This is a genomic window from Terrabacter sp. Root181 (assembly GCF_001428505.1).
Taxonomy (GTDB): domain Bacteria; phylum Actinomycetota; class Actinomycetes; order Actinomycetales; family Dermatophilaceae; genus Terrabacter.
In genome coordinates, this window is the sequence record NZ_LMHU01000001.1 from 361,951 (window position 1) to 383,335 (window position 21,385).

The window sequence follows — 21,385 nt, forward strand, 5'->3', positions numbered from 1 at the left end:
CTCTACGGGGCGTCCGTCAGGGCGCCGAGCAGACGACGCCAAGGCACTGGGCGAGGTCGCCGTTCCCGGCCGCCTTGTTGCCCCCACCGTCCGTCACGTCGGACGTCGCGCGGATGCCCAGCTGCCCGTTCCAGGTCGCGAGGTTCTGTGCCAGCGTGGTCGTCCCCGCCGCGTCGATGCCGTCGCCGCCGTTGAGCGTGACGGTGTTCTGGCCGACCAGGGTGCTGGTGGTGTCCGCGGCCACGTTGATGCCGTCCGCCCAACCACTGCTCACCGTGTTCTGGCTGAGCGTGATCCCCGTCGTGCCGCTGAAGACGGCGAGACCGGCGTTCCGTGTGCCCGTCACGACGTTGCGGGTGACGCTGACGGTGCCCGCGAAGTCGGCGACGTAGATGCCGAAGACGTTGTCGGTGGCCACGTTCTGGGTGACCATGCTCGCGTCGGACCCGCCGACGCGGATCGCGTCGCCCTCGTTGGCCCAGACCGTGTTCTTCGTGACGAGCAGGTTGTCCCCGTTGGCGATGTTGATGCCGCGGATGTTGTGGTGGGCCGACACCTTCGACACCGTGGTGAAGTGTGAGGTGTCGACGACCACCCCGGTCTCGAAGCCCGACACCGTCCCGTTGGTGATGGTGACGCCAGTGCGCTCGACCGCCCTGATGCCCGCGCCCTCGCTCGGGCCGGCGCCCGGTCCGGTGATGCTGTGTCCCTTGAGGTCGAGGACGACGTTGTCGGCGGCGATGACGAGCGCGTCCCCCGTGCCGGTGCAGACGAGGTCGGTGGTCAGCGCCGTGCTGGACGTGATGACGTCTCCGCACGCGACCGGCGCGACGGCCTGCGCGGATCCGGTCGCGAGCGTCGCGCCGAGCGCGGCGACGGCCGCGACCCCGAGGGTGCGGCGCAAGGTGAACGTGTACATGGGTTTCCTCCCCGCGAGCCACGGCCTGAGACCTCTCCCCAGCGGCAACCGTGTCCGCCCACCGAGTGTGCGCCCAGCGCGACCGGCATCGCTGGGGATTGCCGGTTCCAGGCATCCGCGGTGGGCGTTCTGAGTACGAATGCCCAGTATCGATCGGGACGCCCGTCGCTCTTCTCCCCGACCAACCAACCTTCGGGGAAAGACACACGATCATGCGCATCAGCTTCACGCCCGCCGAGAACGGCTTCGCCTTCAGCAACGGCTTCACCAACCACGTCCTCCGCGTCCCGGCCGTCGGCGTCGACATCACGACCCGCGGCCGCTGTGGCGGCATGGCGGCCGCCGCCATGGACTACTGGTACGCCGGCCTGGCCATGTCGACGAACGGCACTCTCCCGCAAGACGGCTCGCTCGTCGGCGACTACGTCTACGCCCGGCTCATGGACACCTTCGTCGACAACGGCCTGAAGTTCGTCCAGTACGCCACGAGCCTCGACCACCCGACCTGGCTGCGCGGCAAGGGCGTCGCCCGGATGACCCGCGAGGACGAGCTGCCCAAGCTCAAGGCACGGCTCAACTCGGGACAGCCCGTGCTCCTCGGCCTGACCCAGGCCCGCTCGGTGACCGAGCTCGGCAACGACCACCAGGTCGTCGCCTACGGCTGGGAGCAGGACAGCCGCTACACCTACGTCCTCGTCTACGACAACAACAACCCGGGCCAGGAGGTCCGGCTCAGGCTCACCACCGTCGACGACCCGGCCGAGCGGGCCATCACCGGGAGCAACGGCAAGACGTGGCGCGGCCTCTTCGTCGAGAGCTACACCCGCAAGGTCCCGAGCTACCTCGCCGACGGTCGCGTCATCCACGACTCCACCGACCCGCGCATCATGGTGATCCGCGGTGGCGGGCAGTTCTGGGTGCCGTCACCGGCCGAGTTCGACGCGTGCGGGCTCCGTTGGGACGCGGTCGTGTCCGCCAAGTCGGGCTCGATGGCGCACGTCGCGACCCACCCGGGCAACGGCACGCTCGTCCGCGAGCGCGGCACCGACCCGATCCACGTCGTCTACGGCGGCAAGGCCTTCTGGATCCCGTCGCCCGAGGTCTTCGAAGGGCTGGGACTCGACTGGGGGAAGGTCCGCGAGATCCCGCAGGGCACGCTCGCCGGACTGCGCTCGATGCCGCTCGACCGGACGTTGCTGCGTGAGCGGTCGGCCGACCCGGTGTGGCTCGTCGACGGCGGACGCCTCCGGCACGTCACGAGCCAGGCCGTCATGGACCGGCTCGGCCTCGAGTGGGGCTGCGTGCGTGTCGTGCCCGACGGGGCCCTCGCGGGTCTCGCGACGGGAACGCCGATCACCTGAGGATGGCCGACCGGCGGCCGGCGACCGGTGGCCGGCGGCCGGCGGCCGGCGGGACTAGTCACCGGTGGTCCTTTTGCACCATGGTGCGCCATTTCGACGACGTGCGCCGACACCGGCGTGTCACTCTGTCTCGGTCGCTCCTGCGCGGGACACTCGTTCTCAGGAAAGACCGAGACTTCGACGGTTGGCCCGTTGTGGTACGTGAACCGTCACTGGTAGCCCGGCATCGCGAACGCGAGCCGGGCTCCAACACATTTTGGGGGAGGGTGGCGCGGATCTCGCGGCCCGACAACGGTTTCCGGACTACCGTGAAAGGCATGAGGCGCCTGGTCGCACCAGTGGTCGTCGGCGCCGCGGTCGTGACCGTGGTGACGCTGCGCTGGTCGGCCCTGCACTGGGGCGCCACCACCGAGGAGACGCGTGAGCACCTGCCGGGTGACGAGATCCTCCCGGTCGCCGGCCTCGTCGCCACCCGTTCCATCACGGTCCAAGCCCCGCCCGAGGACGTGTGGCCCTGGGTCGTCCAGCTAGGCGCGGACCGCGGTGGCTTCTACAGCTACGACCGTCTCGAGAACCTCGCCGGGTGCCGGCTGCACAGTGCGGAGAACGTCGTCGAGGAGTGGCAGCACCTCGAGGCCGGCGACGTCGTCCGCCTCCACCCGCAGGTCGCGCTCGCCGTCGCGTCGGTCGACCCCGGGCGGTCGCTCGTGCTCCACGCGGCACCCGCCATGCCAGGCGACCCGGCGGCGGCCCCCTACGACTTCACGTGGTCGTTCGTCCTGCGCCGCCACCCGCACCTCGCGACCCGGCTCATCACCCGCGAGCGCTTCGCCTACACGCACCGGTGGTCGCCGTTCCTCGTCGAGCCGGTGTCGGCCGCGAGCTCGCTGATGAGCCAGAAGATGCTGCGCGGCATCCGTGACCGCGCCGAGCGCGCGGCCGAGTCGTCGGGCCGCGCGCCCGTCGTGTGACGACGGCGGGACTCAGGTGGCCGAGCCTGTGCCGGTGCGCACGTTCCACGTCGCCGAGATGGTCTCGCCGACCCCACCGGTCGCACTCTGGAGGAAGAGCGTGTACTTGATGATCGCGAACGCCAGCGAGAGCGATTCGAAGGGGGGCCCTTCTGACGCGGACGACTGGTAGGAGATGACGGCGACGTCCTTGAGCTCGAGCTCGAGGAACTTTCTCGGCGTGTCCCCGCCGGTCATGCCCTGGAGCACGGCCGTCGACACGTGCTTGCCATTCATGGTGCGAAGGAAGAGAAGCGGACTGGCGGAACCGAACTGTGTCGACAGATTGAGATTGCTGATGCTGGCCTTGCTCGACGACCAGCCCGATCCCGAGACGGCAGACGAGTTCGAGGCTCCCCAGGAGTAGCTCTCCACGTCGATCCACGCGAGGTGCCGCTCATCGACACTGTCCCCGGGGATCCCATCGAGCTGGAGGAAGTAGGAACCTCCGGAGACGCCCGCCAGCGCGGCGACCGTGTCCATCGACGGGAGGGCGGCAGCCGAGGCCGCTTCGGTGCCACCGAGCGCGATGGCGCTGGTGAGGCCACCGAGGCCGAGGGCCCCGGTCTTGAGAGCCCCGCGGCGGGTGGTGGTGAATGCATCGTTGCCGTCGACCATGACTGCCTCACATCGATCAGGTGGCCTGACTGGCCACGGACTCCGATCGTGGCGCGAAAAACAATGAGCCGCAGTCAAACTCAACAAACCCCGAGAGTTGAGGATGGCGCGATGTCATGGCATGTCGACCGATGTCAGGACGGCACCTCCGGGACCGCCACCTTGCGCCCGCGTGCGAAGTAGGCGAGCGGGCCCACGAAGTTGATCGCGATGATGGCGGCCCACTTCGCCTTGCTCCCTGCAACCTGACTCGCCGGTCGCCGGGCCAGGTCGGCCCAGGCCGTCGCCGCCAGGGACAGCTGGATGCATCCCGCCACGAGGATCGCCGTCTGCTGACCACTCGTCAGGTCCGACCACTTCTTCTTCTGGGCCATGCCCCCTCCTCAGGGACTCTCACGCTCTCGGTGCAGGACGACGGTCAGTGCAGGATGTTCCGGAAGGCGTCGAGGAGGATCTCGAGCTCCATCTCCCCGATGACGAGCGGGGGAGCGATGCGCACCGTCGAGCCGTGCGTGTCCTTGACGAGGACACCGTGCTCGAGCAGGCGGTGCGACGCCTCGCGCCCGGTCATGAGCCGCGGGTCGATATCGACGCCGGCCCACAAGCCGCGGCAGCGCACCGCGTCCACGCCGTGGCCGAGCAGCTCGCGCAGCCCGGTCTCGAGCTGCGCCCCGAGCCACCGTGCCCGCTGCTGGAACTCGCCGGTCGACAGCAGGCCCACCACCGCCTGGCCCACCGCGGCCGCGAGCGGGTTGCCGCCGAACGTCGACCCGTGGCTTCCCGGCGTGAAGACGCCGAGCACATCACGGTCGGCGACGACCGCCGACACCGGGACGATGCCGCCGCCGAGCGCCTTGCCGAGCAGGTAGACGTCGGGCACGACGCCCTCGACGTCACAGGCGAAGGTCGTGCCGGTGCGGCCCAGCCCCGACTGGATCTCGTCGGCCACCATGAGCACGTTGCGCTCCCGGGTGAGGGCGCGCACGTCGCGCAGCCACCCCTCGGGCGGGATGATGACGCCGCCCTCGCCCTGGATCGGCTCGAGCAGCACCGCGACGGTCTCGTCGGTGATGGCCGCCTCGAGGGCCTCGAGGTCGCCGAACGGCACCATGTCGAAGCCCGGCGTGTAGGGGCCGTAGTGGTCGTGGGCGAGCGGGTCGTCGGAGAAGCTGATGATCGTCGTCGTGCGGCCGTGGAAGTTGCCGGCCATGACGACGATCCGGGCTCGGCCGCCGGGCACGCCCTTGACCTCGTAGCCCCATCTCCGGGCGGTCTTGATCGCGGTCTCGACGGCCTCGGCGCCGGTGTTCATCGGCAGCACGAGCTCCTTGCCGGCGAGCGTCGCGAGGTCACGACAGAAGGGGCCGAGCCGGTCGCTGTGGAAGGCGCGGCTCGTCAGCGTCAGCCGGTCGAGCTGCGACCGTGCTGCGGCGACGAGAGTCGGGTGGAGGTGCCCGAAGTTGAGCGCCGAGTAGCCGGCGAGGGCATCGAGATAGCGGCGTCCCTCGACGTCCGTGACCCACGCGCCCTCGGCGTGCGCGATGACGACGGGCAGCGGGCTGTAGTTGTTGGCCACCCAGCTCTGCGCCAGCGAGACGTGCTCGTGGGTGGTGGTGCGGGGACCCGGGGTCGGGCTGGTCTGCTCGCTGGCCCCGGTTCGTGCGGCCGTGTCGCTCACCCCTCGATCGTGGCACCGAGCCGCCTGTCCGGCACCGGAATGTGAGGTGATCCGCCTCTCGGACCGCCGCCGGCCGCGGACCCCGGTGGGACACTGGCAGAGGCGGGTCCCGCAGCCAGGACTACCCGCGGTGGGGTGTGTCGGTCACGTCGGTGACCCAGCCATGGAGATGGTCATGAGCGCCCCCAGCACGCCTGTCACGACCCGCGCCGCCTCTGAAGCCGTCGGCGACGTCGCCCCACGGACGCGAGTCGTCATCCTGGGCGCGGCTGGACGCGACTTCCACGACTTCAACGTCGTGTTCCGCGACGACCCGGCCTACGAGGTCGTCGCCTTCACGGCGACGCAGATCCCCGACATCGACGGCCGCCGCTACCCGCCGGAGCTCGCGGGATCCCTGTATCCGCAAGGCATCCCGATCGTCACGGAGTCTGAGCTGACCGACCTCGTCGAACGCGAGCACGTCGACGTCGTCGTCTTCGCCTACTCCGACGTGCGGCACGAGCAGGTCATGCACCTGGCGTCCCGGTGCATCGCTGCCGGCGCCGACTTCCGTCTCCACAGCGCGCGGCGCACGATGCTGCGCAGCACGAAGCCCGTCGTGGCCGTGACGGCCGTGCGCACGGGCGTCGGCAAGAGCCAGACGACCCGCTACCTCGCGCGGATGCTCATCGACCTCGGCCTGCGCGTCGTCGCGATCCGGCACCCGATGCCCTACGGCGACCTCGCCGCCCAGGCGTGCCAGCGCTTCGCAACGTATGCCGACCTCGACCTCCACGACTGCACGATCGAGGAGCGCGAGGAGTACGAGCCGCACCTCGACGCGGGCGTCGTCGTCTACGCGGGCGTCGACTACGAGCGGATCCTGCGCGAGGCCGAGCAGGAGGCCGACGTGATCCTCTGGGACGGCGGCAACAACGACCTGCCCTTCTACGTCCCCGACCTCCACGTCGTGCTCGCCGACCCGCTGCGACCGGGTGACGAGGCGGCCTACCACCCGGGCGAGGCCAACGTCCGGATGGCCGACGTCGTCGTCATCGCCAAGTGCGACTCGGCACGGACGGCCGACATCGAGGCCGTCGAGGCGTCCGTGCGTGACCTCAACCCCGGCGCCACGGTGCTGCGCGCCGACAGCCCTGTCACCGTTGACGATCCGGCCGCCGTCCACGGTCGCCGAGTCATCGTCGTCGAGGACGGCCCGACGCTGACGCACGGGTCGATGACCTACGGCGCCGGCGTGGTCGGCGCCCGCGCGGCCGGTGCCGCCCTGCTCGTCGACCCGACCCCGTATGCCGTGGGGTCCATCGCCGCGACCTACGCGAAGTACCCGAACGCGCGGGGTGTCCTGCCGGCCATGGGCTACGGAGCGGAGCAGGTGCGCGACCTCGAGGCGACGATCCGGGCCGCGGTCGACGCGGGGGAGTGCGACGCCGTCGTCAGCGGCACGCCCATCGACCTCACCCGGGTGCTGTCGGTCCCGGCGCCCCTCGTGCGGGCCCGCTACGAGCTGCGGGAGGTCGTGCCCGGAGGCCTTGCCGCCGCAGTGCGGACCGCACTGCCGCTCGACGTCCTCACCGTCCTCGGCGCCCACGCGGGCGCCTCGTTCGCCGGGAGCGCGTCATGACCACGCCGACCGAGCACCTGCCCTCCGACTCGCGCGACCACCACACCGGCCACCAGCTCGACCCGCCTGCCCCTGCGCCCGTGGGGGGCCGCCGCGGCGCATCCTTCGGCTCGCTGGTCGTCAGCCTCGTCATGCTCGTGCTCGTCAACGTCTGGCCCGGCTGGGAGGCCGTGCCGTTCCTCACCGCCCGCACGGTCCTCGTCATCGGGGCGGTCAACGCCTCGATCATCGCCCGGGCGATCGCCGACCTCGTCAACGTCGTCGTCGACCGGCCGCGCCCTCGGGCGTTCGGCGACATCATCTCCATCGGCTTCGGCCTCATCGCCATCACCCAGGTCTGGCAGGTCTTCCCGCTCGACGTCATCGGCACCGGCTGGGAGGTCGTCGCGCGCGTGCTGCTCGCCATCGGCTTCGTGGGCAGCCTCGTCGGGATCGTCGAAGCCATCGTCAGACTCGTCACCGGCCGCTTCCCGAGGATGTGATCGCCATGACCTCCACCACGCCCACCGGCCCGGCCCCCGTCAGCCCCGACCCGATCGCCAGCCCGGTCGCTCCGCCCGACCGGACGCATCCGGCCAGCCGGCACCTCGTCGCGCTCATCATCGGGTGCCTCCTCATCCTGCCCGGCCTGGGCCTGCTCCTCGGCGGCGCCGGCCTCGCGGTCACGTATGCCGTCGGACGGGACGACGCGGGCTACCTGTCCCTGACGCTCCCCGCCCTCACCAGCCAGTCGCCGGCGATCACGGCGGAGGACATCGTCGTCGAGACCGGTCCCGACGTGCCGTCCTGGGTGCTCGACCGGCTCGACGTCGACCTGAGGCTCACCGCACGCCCGCTCGTGTCCGGGCGCGAGGTCTTCCTCGGCGTCGCACCCGCCAGCAGCCTCACGGCATACCTCAAGGGCGTCGCGCACGAACAGGTCGTCGGCATCGCCGGCGGCCGGAACGGGAGCGCGAGCGCCGCTGTCCTGCAGGCGACCCCGGGTGTCTCGACCGTGGCCGCGCCGACCACCCAGACCTTCTGGACCGTGTCGGCCACCGGCGCCGGCCGGCAGGAGCTGGCCTGGCGCGTGACCGGGGGCGAGTGGGCCGCCGTCATCATGAACGCCGACGGCAGCCCCGGTGTCGCGGTCGCGTCGACCATCGGCGTGCGCGCAGGCTTCCTCCTGCCCGTCGCCCTGCTCATGCTCGGGATCGGCCTCGTCGTGACCGGGATCGCCGTCGCGCTCGTCGTCCGTGGTGCGAGCGGCAGCAGGCCCTCCGCGAGCGGCACCGCGACGCCGCCCGCATCGTCGACTGGCCCCTCGACGACCGCGGCGCCGATGACCGCGGCACCGCTGGTCGGGGCACCCGTGTCGCAGCTGCCGCACCCCCGTGCGGTGAGTCCGGTCGCGCTCGACGCGCGTCTCGACGAGCCGCTCTCGCGGTGGCTGTGGCTGGTCAAGTGGTTCCTCGCGATCCCGCACTACGTCGTGCTCGGCTTCCTGTGGTTCGCGTTCATGATCGTCAGCGTCATCGCGTTCTTCGCGATCCTCTTCACCGGGCGCTACCCACGCGGGCTCTTCGAGTTCAACCTGGGCGTCCTGCGCTGGACGTGGCGCGTGTCCTACTACGCCAGCAGCGGAGGCCTCGGCACCGACCGCTACCCGCCGTTCAGCCTCCAGGCCGAGCCGGAGTACCCGGCACGGCTCGACATCGCCTATCCCGAGCGGCTCTCGCGCGGCCTCGTCCTCGTCAAGTGGTGGCTGCTCGCCATCCCGCACTACCTCATCGTCGGCCTGCTCGTCGGTGGCGGATCGTGGGCGTGGACGTGGGCGCGGGACATCGACGGGAGCTCCCGCCTCAACGTGCTGAGCGGTGGCCTCCTCGGCCTCCTCGTCCTCGTCGCGGGCCTCTCGCTCCTCTTCGCGGGCCACTACCCGCGGGCGCTCTTCGACCTCGTCGCCGGACTCAACCGCTGGGTCTACCGCGTCGTCGCGTATGCCGCGCTCATGACGGACGTCTACCCGCCGTTCCAGCTCGACGAGGGCGGCGCCGAGGTGCCGCTCCCGCCGCCCACACTCCCGCCACCCACGCTCCCGCCGCCGGTGGCCGACGACCGGGTCGGGCCGCCACCTCAGGCCAAGTAGACGACGTCTCCCGGCGGGGTCAGGGCCGGCGGCGCGGTCGTGACAGCGCCAGCCCGAGACCCGCCACGGCGACGATCGGTCCGATGACCGCCCACAGGGTCACGCCCGACATGGCGCTGCCGCTGACGTAGCCGAGCCCCTGCAGGGTCCACAGCGTGCCGACGAGCAGCACGAGGACGCCGACGATGACGCGCACGGGACGACTCACGACAGGACCCGCAGACCGGTGCTCATGTCCTGACGCTACGTCCCCGCGACCCGTCGCGTCACCAGCCGCTCGCCGAGAACGCTACAACGGTCGTATGCGGTCCGGTGACCCCTGCGTCAGTGTTGCACCCCGTGCAGCACTGACGTAGCGAACGGGGCGGGTCGGGCGCCTCGTCCTACGTCACTGTTGCACCCCGTGCAGCACTGACGTAGCGAGCGGAGCGGGTCGGGCGCCTCGTCCTACGTCACTGTTGCACCCCGTGCAGCACTGACGTAGCGAGCGGAGCGGGTCCGGCGGCTCGTCCTACGTCACAGACCCGGCGGGTCAGGCCTTGGCGGGCAGGTGCGCGTCGAGCCAGTCGACGAGCTCGACCTCGACCTCGTCGCGGTTCGTCTCGTTGAGGATCTCGTGCCGGGCCCCGGGCCAGAGCGTGAGCGTCACGTCCTGCACCCCGACCTCGCGGAACCGGTCGGCGACCTCGCGCGGGCCCTTGCCGTCCTCGCCGACCTGGCACCGGTCCCCGGAGGCGAGATGGATCGGGAGGTCCTTGGGCACGCGGGATGCCGACCGGTCGGTGTTGACGTCGGCGAGGCCTCGGACCATGTCGGCGAGCCCACCCGTGCTCATGATGAAGCCGCAGTCGGGATCGGCGACGTACTTGTCGACCTCCGCGGTGTCGCGCGAGAGCCAGTCGAAGTCGGTCCGGGTCGGCTTGAAGGCGGCGTTGAACCGACCGAACGACATCGAGTTCAGCAGGGTGCTGACGTGGTCGTGACCTCGCACCCTGGCCTGTGCGCTGGCGATCGCCAGGCCGACCTTCCCGATGGCGCCGGCGCCCCCGGCGGTCCCGAGGAGCACGAGACCGGCGAGCTCGGAGCCGAAGCGCGCGGCGTAGGACCGCGAGAGGAACGAGCCCATGCTCATCCCGATGAGGAAGACGGGGAGGTCCGGGTGCTCCTCCCGGGCCTTCTCGGTGACCGCGTGGAGGTCGTCGACGACGCTCTGCCACCCGTCCTTCGGAGCGAAGACCCCTCGCGCGCCGGACGTGCGCCCGTGCCCACGGTGGTCCGACGCGTACACGGCATACCCTCCCGCGGTCAGGCGCTCGGCGAACCGGGCATAGCGCCCCGAGTACTCGGCCAGGCCGTGCGCGATCTGCACGATCGCCTTGGGGTCGCCCTCGGGCAGCCAGCGGTTGACGAAGACGTCGGTGCCGTCGGGCGTGGTGACCGTGAAGGTGCTGCTCTGCATGGATCGTCCTCGATCTCGCGTCGGTCTGGCTCTCGAGCGGCAGCGTATGCCGTCACCGAGGTGCCGGGGGAGGGTCCGCTCACGACGTGGTTCGGGCAACCGCGTCGCCCGTCCGGATTGCCCGTTTCGCCGGACCGGATCACAGAAAACCACAGAAACGGGTGCCCGAGTCTATTTACTTCACGCCGAACCGGTGGTTTCCTTGTGTCACGAGCCCGACAGGGCACGATGGGCAACGACACAGGACGAGGGAGTCCGATGTACGCAGCGGAGCGGCAGCAGCGGATCATCGCTGAGGCACGTCGTGCCGGCCGGGTCGAGGTCACCGCCCTCGCCGACTCCCTCGGGGTCGCCGCCGAGACCGTGCGCCGCGACCTCACCGCCCTCGAGCGCCGCGGCTCCCTCCGCCGGGTCCACGGGGGCGCGATCCCCGTCGAGCGCCTCGAGGTCGAGCCGACGCTCGCCACCCGCTCCGGCCGGCTCGCCGAGGTCAAGCGCCGCATCGCCGCCCGCGCCCTCGACGAGCTGCCCAGCGGCGGCAGCATCATCCTCGACGGCGGGTCGACCACCCTCGCCGTCGCCGAGATGCTCCCGCCCGACCTCGACCTCACCGTCCTCACCAACAGCCTCGCCGCGGCCACGGTCCTCTCGACCCACCCCGGCATCAAGCTCTACCTCCTCGGCGGACGCGTCCGCGGCACGACCGGTGCCGCGGTCGGCGACTGGGCGACGGGCGCCCTGTCCGACGTCGTCGTCGACGTCGCGATCATCGGCACCAACGGCCTCTCGGTCGCCCGCGGCCTCACGACGCCCGACCAGTCCGAGTCCCTCGTCAAGCGCGCCATGGTGGGCGCCGCCCGCAAGTGCGTGGTCCTCACCGACTCGAGCAAGGCCGGCGACGACCACCTCCACCGATTCGCCCAGCTCGCCGACGTCGACGTCGTCATCACCGACACCGACCTCGACGACGACGTCGCCGCCGAGATCCGTGCGGCCGGACCGGAAGTGGTGACCGCATGATCGTCACGCTCACACCCAACCCGAGCATCGACCGCGCCGTCCTCATCGACGCGCTCCGTCGGGGCGAGGTGCACCGCGCCACGAGCAGCCGCATCGACCCGGGCGGCAAGGGCGTCAACGTCTCCCGCGCCCTGGCCGCGCAGGGCGGCCCGACCGTCGCCGTGCTGCCGAGCGGAGGTCCCGAGGGCCACCTGCTCGAGGAGCTGCTCGACGCCGCCGGGGTCGGCTACGTGTCCGTGCCGGTCGACGGCTCGGTCCGCATGAACATCAGCGTCCTCGAGCCCGACGGCACGACGACCAAGCTCAACGAGCCCGGCCCCGACCTGTCCGCCGCCGAGGTCGAGGCGCTGCTCACGACCACCCTCGAGCGCGCCGACGGCGCGCAGTGGGCCGTCGGCTGCGGCAGCCTCCCGCCCGGCGCCTCGACCGACCTGTATGCCGGCCTCGTCAGCCGGGTGCGCGAGCGCGGCGGACGTGTCGCCATCGACTCGTCCGGCGCACCGTTCGCCGCCGCCGTCGCCGCGAAGCCGCACCTCATCAAGCCCAACCACGAGGAGCTCGCCGAGCTCGTCGAGCACGACCTGCCCACCCTGGGCCACGTCCGCGACGCAGCCCGTGAGCTCGTCGCCGGCGGCATCGACGTCGTGGCCGTCAGCCTCGGCGGCGACGGCGCCCTGCTCGTGACCGCCGACGAGTGCGCCCATGCACGCGCGACGATCACGGCACCCCTGTCCACCGTGGGCGCCGGCGACTGCATGCTCGCCGGCCTGCTCCACGGCCTGTCCACCGGCCTCGACCCGGCGGACGCCCTCATGACGGGGGTGACGTGGGGCGCCGCGGCGGTCACCCTCCCCGGAAGCCGCGTGCCCGCACCCGAGGACCTCGACGGCATACGCGCTGTGCTGACCCGCGAGCCCGACTTCGACCGCGTCCTGTCCTGACGCGCCCACCCACGCCGAACACCTCGATCGTCCAGATCCTCCGAAAGGAAATCCCATGTCCCTGATCACCGAAGACCAGGTCGTCCTCGACCTCGTCGGTGCCGACCGCCACGAGGCGACTCGGAGGCTCGGCGAGCGCCTCGTCGCGTCCGGCCGGTGCACCGACCTCGACGCCTTCTTGGGCGATGTGCGCAAGCGCGAGGAGACGATGGCGACCGGCCTGCCCGGCGGCATCGGCATCCCGCACGCCCGCAGCGCCGCCATCACCGAGCCCTCGCTCGTCTTCGGCCGCTCCGGTGACGGCATCGACTGGGGCGCCAAGGACGGCCCGGCGACGCTCGTCTTCCTCATCGCGGCCCCCGAGGCCGGCGGCGACGCGCACATGCAGATGCTGCCCAAGCTCGCCCGCGCCCTCATGAAGAAGGACTTCAAGGCCGCGCTCGCCGCCGCGACGACGGAGGCCGAGGTCGTCCGCATCGTCAGCGCCGAGGTCGAGCTCGACCAGCCGGCCGCCGCTCCCGCGGCAGCCGCCGGCGGGGCGGACACCACGGGCGCTGCAGCGCCGGCCGCCAAGCGCGCGCTCAACCTCGTCGGCGTCACCTCGTGCCCGACCGGCATCGCCCACACCTACATGGCGGCCGAGGGCCTCGAGAACGCCGCGAAGGCGGCCGGGCACACGATGAAGGTCGAGACACAGGGCTCCGCGGGCTCGACGCCACTCAGCGCGGCCGAGATCGCCGCCGCCGACGCCGTGATCTTCGCCCATGACCTGCCCGTCAAGGACGCCGGCCGCTTCGCCGGCAAGCCCCTCGTCGACGTCGGCGTCAAGAAGGGCATCTCCGACGGCCCGGCGCTCGTGACGCAGGCCGAGCAGCTCGTCACCGAGTGGGACGCCGACCCGAGCAAGCGCGAGGCCGCCGTCGCGGCAGCCGCTGCCGCTGGTCCATCCGGTGGCCTGACCTCGAAGGTCGAGAGCGGCGCGAGCACCGGCACGAAGATCCGCCAGTGGCTGATGACGGGTGTCTCCTACATGATCCCGTTCGTCGCAGCCGGCGGCATCCTCATCGCCCTGTCGTTCATGCTCGCCCAGATCGCCCTCGGTGAGCAGGGGCCCATCGAGATCGTCAAGTACGGCCTCACGGCCGAGGGCAAGTACAACATCACCCAGAGCTTCAGCGCCTTCAGCCTCGAGTCGTGGGCCGGCCTGCTCTTCGTCATCGGCGGCGCCTCGTTCGGCTTCCTCGTCCCGATCCTCTCCGGCTTCATCGCCTTCGCGATCGCCGACCGCCCCGGCCTCGTGCCCGGCATCGTCGGTGGCTCCATCGCCGCGACGATGGGCGCCGGCTTCCTCGGCGGCCTCGCCACCGGCTTCCTCGCCGGCTTCGTCGCCCGCTGGATCGCGCACTGGAAGGTGGCCAAGGGGGTCCGCGGCGTCATGCCGGTGGTCGTCATCCCGCTGCTGTCGACCCTGATCACGGCAGGCCTGTTCATCACCGTGCTCGGCCGTCCGATCAAGGCCCTCAGCGACGCGCTGACGAGCGGCCTGAACAACATGAGCGGCTCGAGCGCCCTGCTGCTCGGCATCGTGCTCGGCGCGATGATGGGCTTCGACCTCGGTGGCCCAGTCAACAAGGCGGCCTACTTCTTCGCCACCGCGGGCCTGGCCACGGCCGGCACGGTGGCCGACGCTCCCCAGCTGAAGATCATGGCGGCCGTCATGGCCGCCGGCATGGTCGCGCCGCTCGCCATGGCCCTCGCCACGACGGTCCGCCCGCACCTCTTCTCCGAGCCCGAGCGCGAGAACGGCAAGGCCGCCTGGCTGCTCGGCGCCTCGTTCATCTCCGAGGGCGCCATCCCGTTCGCCGCGGCCGACCCGGTGCGCATCATCACCTCCTCCGTGATCGGCTCCGCCGTCACCGGTGGCCTCGTGATGGTGTTCGGCGCGACGCTCCGGGCCCCGCACGGCGGCATCTGGGTGCTGCCCCTCATCGGCAACTTCCTGCTCTTCCTGCTGGCTCTCGTCATCGGCGTCCTCGTCATGACGGCCATCGTGGTCAGCCTGAAGTCCCGCGACACGCACCTTGCCGAGGTCGACGCGAGCGCTACGGTCTGATCAGGGCGTGAGCTCGATCGCCGTCTGATCCACATCGACAGCACGACCACTCTGAATCCATAGAAGGAGCACGTCCATGGCAACCCGCACCGTCACCATCGCCTCCTCGGTGGGCCTCCACGCCCGCCCGGCCGCCCTCTTCGTCGAGGCGGCGAGCGCGTCCGGGCTCGACGTCGAGATCGCCAAGCCCGGCGAGGACCCGGTCGACGCGACGAGCATCCTCGGCGTCATGGCCCTCGGGGCCAGGCACGGCGAGGAGGTCGTCCTGACGGCCGACGGCGACGGCGCCGACGAGACGCTCGACTCGCTCGTCGAGCTCCTGTCGCGCGACCTCGACGCGGAGTAACGAGCATGGCCGAGTCGGAGACCCCGTCGCAGACCCAGTCGGAGACCAGGCACGGCATCGGTGTCAGCCCGGGCACGGCCTACGGGCCGGTGGTGCAGGTCGCACCACCGGTCCGCCCGCCGGCCGACGAGGGTGCCGTCGACGACGAGGAGGCAGCGCTCGCCGACGTGCGCGCGGCATTCGAGTCGGTCGCCGTCTCGCTCGAGGAGCGGGCGACCCGGGTCGACGACACGGCCCAGCAGATCCTCAAGGCGACCGCCCTCATCGCGCGCGACAAGGGCCTCGTCAAGGCCGCGGCCAAGGAGCTCGCCGCCGGGCACGGGCGGGCCCACTCCATCGCCAACGCGGTGGAGACCTATGCCGCCCAGTTCGAGGCTCTCGGCGGCTACTTCGCCGAGCGGGTGGCCGACCTGCGTGACGTCGGGTCACGCGCTGTCGCAGCGGTGCTCGGGGTCCCGGCCCCCGGCGTCCCCCCCTTCACGGAGCCCAGCGTCATCGTCGCGGAGGACCTCGCGCCCGCCGAGACCGCGACGCTCGACCGGCGACTCGTCGTCGGCATCGTCACCGAGGCCGGCGGTCGCACGAGCCACACGGCGATCCTCGCCGCGCAGATGGGCATCCCCGCTGTCGTCCAGCTCGCCGGCGCGACCGAGATCGCGGCAGGTACCCCGATCGCGCTCGACGGCGACACCGGTGAGGTGACGATCGCCCCGGACATGGAGCTCGTCACCGCCCAGCGGGAGCGGGCGGCGCGTCGGGCCGAGGCGCTGTCGCACCTCTCTGGACCGGGTCGCACGTCCGACGGCGCCGAGGTCGCGCTGCTCGCCAACATCGGTGGCGTCGAGGACGCCGTCGCCGCAGGCGCCCAGGACCTCGAAGGTGTCGGGCTCTTCCGCACCGAGTTCGTCTACCTCTCGGCGACCAAGGCCCCGACGGTCGAGGAGCAGACCGAGATCTACCGCGGTGTCTTCGCGCCCTTCGAGGGCCGGCGCGTCGTCGTGCGCACCCTCGACGCCGGCGCCGACAAGCCGCTCAAGTTCGCCGACCTCGGGCCGGAGGAGAACCCCGCCCTCGGGCGTCGCGGCCTGCGGCTCTCGGCCGAGCGACCCGACCTGCTCGACGCCCAGCTCGAGGCGCTCGCCGTCGCCGCCCGCGAGACCGGGGCCGACGTGCGCGTCATGGCCCCGATGGTCGCCACGGCCGAGGAGGCGGCGTGGTTCGCCCGACGGGTCCGCGAGAACGGGCTGCCCAAGGCGGGCGTCATGATCGAGGTGCCGGGAGCCGCCCTGCGGGCCCATGACGTCCTCGGTGAGGTCGACTTCGGCTCGCTCGGCACCAACGACCTCGCGCAGTACACCATGGCCGCCGACCGCATGCAGGGCGCGCTGTCCGACCTGCTCGACCCGTGGCAGCCGGGCGTCCTCGACGTCGTCGGGCTCGCGTGCGAGGGCGCCGCCCGGGCCGAGCGACCCATCGGGGTCTGCGGCGAGTCGGCCGGCGATCCGCTGCTCGCGCTCGTCCTCGTCGGGCTCGGCGTCTCGTCGCTGTCGATGGCGCCGAGCAAGGTCCCGGTCGTGCGGCTGGCACTGTCCCTCCACTCGGTCGCCGAGTGCCAGGCCCTCGCGGCCGCGGCCCGCGGTGCGCGCACCGCGATCGACGCCCTCACCGCCGTCCGGGAGGCGGCCCGCACCGAGCTCACCGACCTGCTCTGACACCGCCCGATTCGGTCACCGGCCTCGCGCGTGCCTCGAGGATCACGACGTCGGCGTCGGTCTCCACCAGGCGTGCGGGCCCGAAGCCGGCGGCGACGAACAGCGCGTCGAACTGCGCCGCCGTGCGTTCGCGCCCACCCGGCAGCACGAGCATGTTGAGGTCGGACAGGGCGGACTCGAGCTCGTGGCCCGGCCGGTCGAGCACGAGCTCGACGACGAGCACCACTCCGCCCGGTTCGAGGGAGCGACGACACGTGCGCAGGATCTCGACGCACCGCTCGTCGGACCAGTCGTGCAGCACCTTCTTCAGCAGGTAGGCGTCGGCGGACGGGACTGCCTCGAAGAAGCTGCCCGCCGCGACCGACCATCGGGACGCGACCGACTCGCTCGCAGTGGAGGGTGGACCGCCCGGTATGGCCTGGGGCAGGTCGAACACCGTGCCGTGCAGGTGCTCGTGCCGGGCCAGGACGGCCTCGAGCAGCACCCCGTGTCCACCACCGACGTCGACGACCGAGGTGAGCCCGCCGAAGTCATACGCTCGAGCCACCGCCGCCGCCACCCTCGAGGTCAGCGCCGTCATGTTGTCGTTGAAGATCGCGTTCGCCTCCGCGTGGGAGGCCCGGTAGGTCCAGACGTCCTCGCCGTGCAGGGCCTCGAACGCGTTGTCGCCCGTCCGCACGCTGTCGGCGAGGTGCCCCCAGGCCGCCCACGTCGCCGGGTCCTGGAGCGTGCGGGCCAGAGGCCGCAGCGAGCCGGCGACGTCGGTACGCAAGCCGGCCCCGAGCGGTGTTGCGGTGTAGGCGCCCTCGGTCGACACGGCATACAGCCCCAGTGCGACGAGCACCCTCATGAGCCGATCGAGGGTGTCCTCGTCCGCGCCCACGCGTCCCGCGAGCTGCGTCAGGGGCAACGGGCCGAGCGCGAGCTCGTCACTGAGCCCCAGCTCGGCGGCTGCGCTGACTGCCGCCGACGTCCGGAAGCCGGTGATCAACGATCTGAGGTCAGGCGTCACGTCCATCTCGCCATCGTCCTCCAGAAAGGGCCGTGACCACCCTCATAGGTCTGGAACGGTTGCAGGCCAAGGCGGCTCGATAGACTCGAGGTGGACGTCGACACCGGCGCCCACGCGGCAAAGGAGCTCGGCATGAGCACGTCCAGCCTCTTCATGGATCGGGTCCGTCTCGAGGACGGCTACCACGAGGACGACCTCCCCTTCATCGAGCACGCGCTGACCCAGCTGTTCACCCAGCTCGAGCGCTTCGACCCCTCGATGGTCCACATCGGGCTCAGGGTCAAGGACCGCGGGCAGCCCGGCATGCACACCTCGGTCGAGGTCTGCATCAGCGGCCTGCCGACCGTTATCGGCGTCTCCAACCTCACCGACACCAAGGCCGCACTCAACGACGCCGAGATGAAGGTCGTGTCGCAGCTGCGCGAGGCCGCCGACCGCCACCACGACCGCCGTCCTCGCCAGCCCCGTCACTGAGCGTCAGTCGGACCCGGCGGAGAGCACGTCGGCGAGGTCGTAGCTGACGGGCTCCTCGAGCTGGTCGAACGTGCACGACTCGGGCGTGCGGTCCTCGCGCCACCGGACGAACTGCGCCGTGTGCCGGAAGCGCGTGCCCTCCATGTGGTCGTAGCGCACCTCGACGACGCGCTCGGGTCGCAGTGGCACGAACGAGAGGTCCTTCTGGTTGTTCCAGCGGGAGTACTCCGACGACCGCGGAGTGCGTACGCCGCCGGCGTCCTCCGCGGGAGCCGCCCAGTTCCAGGGGTGCTCGTCCCACTCGGCGACGAGCGGCTGGAGCTCCTCGAAGAGCTCCTTGCGGCGAGCCATCGGGAACGCGCCGATGACGCCGACCGAGGCGAGCTGCCCGTCCGCCCCGTAGAGCCCGAGCAGCAGCGAGCCGATGGCGTCGGGGCCGCTCTTGTGCACGCGGTAGCCGGCGACCACGCAGTCGGCGGTGCGCTCGTGCTTGAGCTTGAACATCAGTCGCTTGTCGGGCTCGTAGGCGATGTCGACGGGCTTGGCGATGACGCCGTCGAGCCCGGCGCCCTCGAACTGGGTGAACCAGCCCGTGGCGACGTCGCGGTCGGCGGTGGCGGCCGTGAGGTGGATCGGTGCCTCAGCCGTGGCGAGTGCCTTTTCGAGGGCCGCGCGCCGCTCGGCGAACGGCTTGTCGAGGTAGGACTCCTCGCCGAGCGCGAGCAGGTCGAAGGCGACGAACGACGCCGGCGTCTCGGCGGCGAGCTTCTTGACGCGTGAGGCCGCCGGGTGGATGCGCTGCTGGAGCAGGTCGAAGTCGAGACGGTCGCCGGACTCCGGTGCCACGAGGATGATCTCGCCGTCGATGACGCACTTGTCGGGGAAGTTCGCGAGGACGGCCTCGACGACGTCGGGGAAGTAGCGCGTCATCGGCTTCTCGTTGCGCGACCCGATCTCGACGAGGTCACCGGACCGGAAGATGATCGACCGGAAACCGTCCCACTTCGGCTCGTAGAGCACGTCGACCTTGACGGCCGAGAAGTCCTTGACCGGCTTGGCCAGCATCGGTGACACGGGAGGGACCACCGGCATACCCCACGTCGTGCGCAGGTCGGCGTCGCGCTCGGCCTTGGGGGCCATGTACTCGGTGTCGGCCTTGTCCTGGCGACGCTTGCTCGGCTGCACGCGCGGCGGCTCGCCCGGCATCTTGGGGTAGTCGGGCGGGAAGTTCAGCTCACCGAGTCCACGCTCGCTGACGTCCTTGTCCCACAAGGTGATTGCGGCCGCCACGTCACCGACCTCATCGTCGATCCCGGCCCAGGCGTCGCTGCGGTCGGCGACGAGCTGCGGCACGGTCCGCACCGTGAGCTCCTTCGGGTCGACCGACCCGAGCTCGTCCCACGTGACCGGCGTCGAGACCGGCGCGCCCGGGAGCGGCCGGGGGGAGTAGGCCGATGCGATGGTGCGGTCGCGGCAGGCCTGGTTGAAGTCGACGAAGATCTTCTCGCCGCGCTCCTCCTTCCACCACGAGGTCGTCACGAGGTCGGGCAGCCGGCGCTCGAGCTCGCGCGCGATGCCGATGACGCCGTGACGCACGTCGAGGAACTCGTGGGTCGGCGCGACCCGCGCGTAGACGTGCACGCCGCGGTTGCCGGACGTCTTGGCCCACGCCGTGAGGCCGATCTCGGCCATGACCTCGCGGAGCGCCAGGGCGGCCTCGACCGCGTCCTTGAAGCCCCGGCCCGGTTGCGGGTCGAGGTCGATGCGCAGCTCGTCCGGCTTGTCGACGTCGGCCGTGCGGACCGGCCACGGGTGGAAGGTGATGGTGTTCATCTGCGCCGCCCAGACGGCATCGGCGATCTCGTCGATGACGAGCTGCGGGTGCTTGCGGCCCGACGGATAGGTGCACATGACCGTGCGCGTCCCCTCGGGCACGCCCTTGGGCGGGTTCTTGGAGAAGAACTCCTCGCCCTCGATGCCCTCCGGGAAGCGCTGCAGCGTCACCGGTCGGTCGCCGAGCGCGCGCAGCATGGGGTCGGCGACGGCGACGAGGTAGTGCGCCATGTCGAGCTTCGTCACCGGCTGGCCGTCCGCCATCCCGGCTGCCGGCCACAGCACCCGGTCGGGGCTCGAGACGCGCACCTCCCGCACCCCGGACGGACCTGGCGCTTCGACGACAGCGGGCTTGGCGCTCACCCGGCGATCGTAGCGATGCGGTGCGACGTCGGGGCCGGGCCGCGCTGTGCATTGGGTCAGGGGGCGACTCAGCCCGGCGTGGAGCACGCGGGCCGCGGCCTGAGTCACGTGGCGACCCAACGCACAGCGTCCGGCGGCCGACAGCCCCGAAACGTCCGAACGGCGGCCGGGCGCGACGCGATCGTCTCCGTCCTCGACCACGTGGCCATCCCCACCGCGTGGGAGGTCACGGCCCCGGCCCGCCGTGTCGAGATGACGCAGTCCGGACGTCACCTGTCCGACCACGACGCGTACGTCGTGGACGTCGAGCCGGGCGCCTGATCCGAGGCGCTGCACGCCATCCGCGCCGAGCGGGTACGTCTTCGCCATGACCCAGGCGCCCACGCTCCACAACCTCGGCGGCGAACGCTTCGTGCTGCTGACGACCTACCGCCGCACCGGCGAGCCGGTCCCGACGCCCGTGTGGGTGCTCCCCGACGCCGGCGCCGCGATCGTCAGCACCCCCGAGGGCGCCGGCAAGCTCAAGCGCCTGCGCAACGACCCGCGCGTCACGATCCAGCCGTGCGACCGCCGCGGCAACGTCGAGCCCGACGCCCCCCTCGTCGACGGACGAGCCGAGATCATCCGCGACTCGGCCGCCTCCGAGGCCGTCAACCGCCGGCTCGCCCGCAAGTACGGCGTCGAGTTCCGCATCTTCATGGCCATCGAGTGGGTCGCGCGCCGCGGCAACAGCAACCGCGTCGTCGTGCGGATCACCCCCACCGACTGAGAACG

The 21,385-nt window shown here is 71.5% G+C and carries 20 protein-coding genes; 12 read left to right on the top strand and 8 right to left on the bottom strand.

The annotated features are described in order from the left end of the window. Positions 1-16: 16 nt before the first annotated feature. Positions 17-919, bottom strand: a complete 903-nt coding sequence (locus ASD90_RS01615; protein WP_056750726.1) for a right-handed parallel beta-helix repeat-containing protein — start codon at positions 917-919, stop codon at positions 17-19. A 212-nt stretch (positions 920-1,131) separates the two neighbouring features. Between ASD90_RS01615 and ASD90_RS01620 the strand changes: the two genes are divergently transcribed. Together ASD90_RS01620 and ASD90_RS01625 are read left to right on the top strand one after the other, a co-directional pair. Further along, complete coding sequence (locus tag ASD90_RS01620) at positions 1,132-2,280, top strand: hypothetical protein (protein ID WP_056750729.1); 1,149 nt, start codon at positions 1,132-1,134, stop codon at positions 2,278-2,280. 317 nt (positions 2,281-2,597) lie between these two features. Next, positions 2,598-3,251 carry a hypothetical protein gene (locus ASD90_RS01625; RefSeq protein WP_082588417.1) on the top strand — a complete coding sequence of 218 codons (654 nt, stop codon included), beginning with the start codon at positions 2,598-2,600 and terminating at the stop codon, positions 3,249-3,251. Positions 3,252-3,263: 12 nt separating this feature from the next. Here ASD90_RS01625 and ASD90_RS01630 read toward each other — a convergent pair whose 3' ends face one another. The 3 genes from ASD90_RS01630 to rocD form a co-directional block, all read right to left on the bottom strand. Further along, complete coding sequence (locus ASD90_RS01630; protein ID WP_056750734.1) at positions 3,264-3,908, bottom strand: type VI secretion system tube protein Hcp; 645 nt, start codon at positions 3,906-3,908, stop codon at positions 3,264-3,266. A gap of 134 nt (positions 3,909-4,042) precedes the next feature. Further along, positions 4,043-4,282, bottom strand: coding sequence for a PLDc N-terminal domain-containing protein (locus ASD90_RS01635; protein WP_056750737.1), 240 nt, complete (start codon positions 4,280-4,282; stop codon positions 4,043-4,045). A gap of 44 nt (positions 4,283-4,326) precedes the next feature. Next, a complete protein-coding gene (gene rocD / locus ASD90_RS01640; protein ID WP_056750740.1) occupies positions 4,327-5,586 on the bottom strand; it encodes an ornithine--oxo-acid transaminase in 1,260 nt (419 codons plus the stop codon). Between the two features lie 175 nt (positions 5,587-5,761). On the opposite strand from rocD, the gene ASD90_RS01645 reads away from it, so the two are divergent. From ASD90_RS01645 to ASD90_RS01655, 3 genes are read left to right on the top strand one after another with little or no spacing between them, the layout of a single operon-like run. Then, on the top strand, positions 5,762-7,210 hold the full coding sequence (locus tag ASD90_RS01645) for a cyclic 2,3-diphosphoglycerate synthase (protein WP_082588555.1): 1,449 nt from the start codon (positions 5,762-5,764) through the stop codon (positions 7,208-7,210). Continuing rightward, on the top strand, positions 7,207-7,692 hold the full coding sequence (locus tag ASD90_RS01650) for a hypothetical protein (protein ID WP_056750746.1): 486 nt from the start codon (positions 7,207-7,209) through the stop codon (positions 7,690-7,692). The genes ASD90_RS01645 and ASD90_RS01650 overlap by 4 nt, the downstream gene beginning before the upstream one ends. A 5-nt stretch (positions 7,693-7,697) precedes the next feature. Beyond that, positions 7,698-9,338 (top strand): DUF4389 domain-containing protein, encoded by a 1,641-nt coding sequence (locus ASD90_RS01655; protein ID WP_157622938.1) that lies wholly within the window; start codon positions 7,698-7,700, stop codon positions 9,336-9,338. Between the two features lie 19 nt (positions 9,339-9,357). Here the strand turns inward: ASD90_RS01655 and ASD90_RS01660 are convergent, their stop codons facing one another. Both ASD90_RS01660 and ASD90_RS01665 read right to left on the bottom strand, forming a co-directional pair. Next, positions 9,358-9,546, bottom strand: a complete 189-nt coding sequence (locus ASD90_RS01660; protein ID WP_056750752.1) for a hypothetical protein — start codon at positions 9,544-9,546, stop codon at positions 9,358-9,360. A 324-nt stretch (positions 9,547-9,870) separates the two neighbouring features. After that, positions 9,871-10,797, bottom strand: coding sequence for an alpha/beta hydrolase (locus tag ASD90_RS01665; RefSeq protein WP_056750755.1), 927 nt, complete (start codon positions 10,795-10,797; stop codon positions 9,871-9,873). A 258-nt stretch (positions 10,798-11,055) separates the two neighbouring features. Between ASD90_RS01665 and ASD90_RS01670 the strand changes: the two genes are divergently transcribed. The 5 genes from ASD90_RS01670 to ptsP all read left to right on the top strand — a co-directional run bounded on the left by ASD90_RS01670 (position 11,056) and on the right by ptsP (position 16,929). Then, positions 11,056-11,817, top strand: a complete 762-nt coding sequence (locus tag ASD90_RS01670; protein ID WP_056750758.1) for a DeoR/GlpR family DNA-binding transcription regulator — start codon at positions 11,056-11,058, stop codon at positions 11,815-11,817. Beyond that, positions 11,814-12,758, top strand: coding sequence for a 1-phosphofructokinase (gene pfkB, locus ASD90_RS01675; protein WP_056750763.1), 945 nt, complete (start codon positions 11,814-11,816; stop codon positions 12,756-12,758). Before ASD90_RS01670 ends, pfkB begins: the two co-directional genes overlap by 4 nt. Positions 12,759-12,813: 55 nt before the next feature. Then, positions 12,814-14,871, top strand: coding sequence for a fructose-specific PTS transporter subunit EIIC (locus ASD90_RS01680; protein ID WP_056750766.1), 2,058 nt, complete (start codon positions 12,814-12,816; stop codon positions 14,869-14,871). Between the two features lie 76 nt (positions 14,872-14,947). Further along, positions 14,948-15,217 carry an HPr family phosphocarrier protein gene (locus ASD90_RS01685; protein WP_056750769.1) on the top strand — a complete coding sequence of 90 codons (270 nt, stop codon included), beginning with the start codon at positions 14,948-14,950 and terminating at the stop codon, positions 15,215-15,217. A gap of 5 nt (positions 15,218-15,222) precedes the next feature. Beyond that, entirely contained in the window at positions 15,223-16,929 is a 1,707-nt protein-coding gene (gene ptsP / locus ASD90_RS01690) for a phosphoenolpyruvate--protein phosphotransferase (protein ID WP_056750772.1), read from the top strand. On the opposite strand, the gene ASD90_RS01695 is transcribed toward ptsP, so the two are convergent. Next, the gene (locus tag ASD90_RS01695; protein WP_056750775.1) at positions 16,913-17,947 is read right to left on the bottom strand and encodes a methyltransferase; all 1,035 of its coding nucleotides are present in this window, start codon (positions 17,945-17,947) and stop codon (positions 16,913-16,915) included. The two genes, ptsP and ASD90_RS01695, sit on opposite strands and share 17 nt — an antisense overlap. 126 nt (positions 17,948-18,073) lie before the next feature. Between ASD90_RS01695 and ASD90_RS01700 the strand changes: the two genes are divergently transcribed. After that, positions 18,074-18,415 (top strand): hypothetical protein, encoded by a 342-nt coding sequence (locus tag ASD90_RS01700; RefSeq protein ID WP_235506346.1) that lies wholly within the window; start codon positions 18,074-18,076, stop codon positions 18,413-18,415. A gap of 3 nt (positions 18,416-18,418) precedes the next feature. Here the strand turns inward: ASD90_RS01700 and ASD90_RS22760 are convergent, their stop codons facing one another. Continuing rightward, positions 18,419-20,611: an ATP-dependent DNA ligase gene (locus ASD90_RS22760; protein ID WP_082588418.1), complete on the bottom strand. Its 2,193-nt coding sequence runs from the start codon at positions 20,609-20,611 to the stop codon at positions 18,419-18,421. A gap of 367 nt (positions 20,612-20,978) precedes the next feature. Between ASD90_RS22760 and ASD90_RS01715 the strand changes: the two genes are divergently transcribed. Next, positions 20,979-21,380: a PPOX class F420-dependent oxidoreductase gene (locus tag ASD90_RS01715; protein WP_056750785.1), complete on the top strand. Its 402-nt coding sequence runs from the start codon at positions 20,979-20,981 to the stop codon at positions 21,378-21,380. Positions 21,381-21,385: the final 5 nt, after the last annotated feature.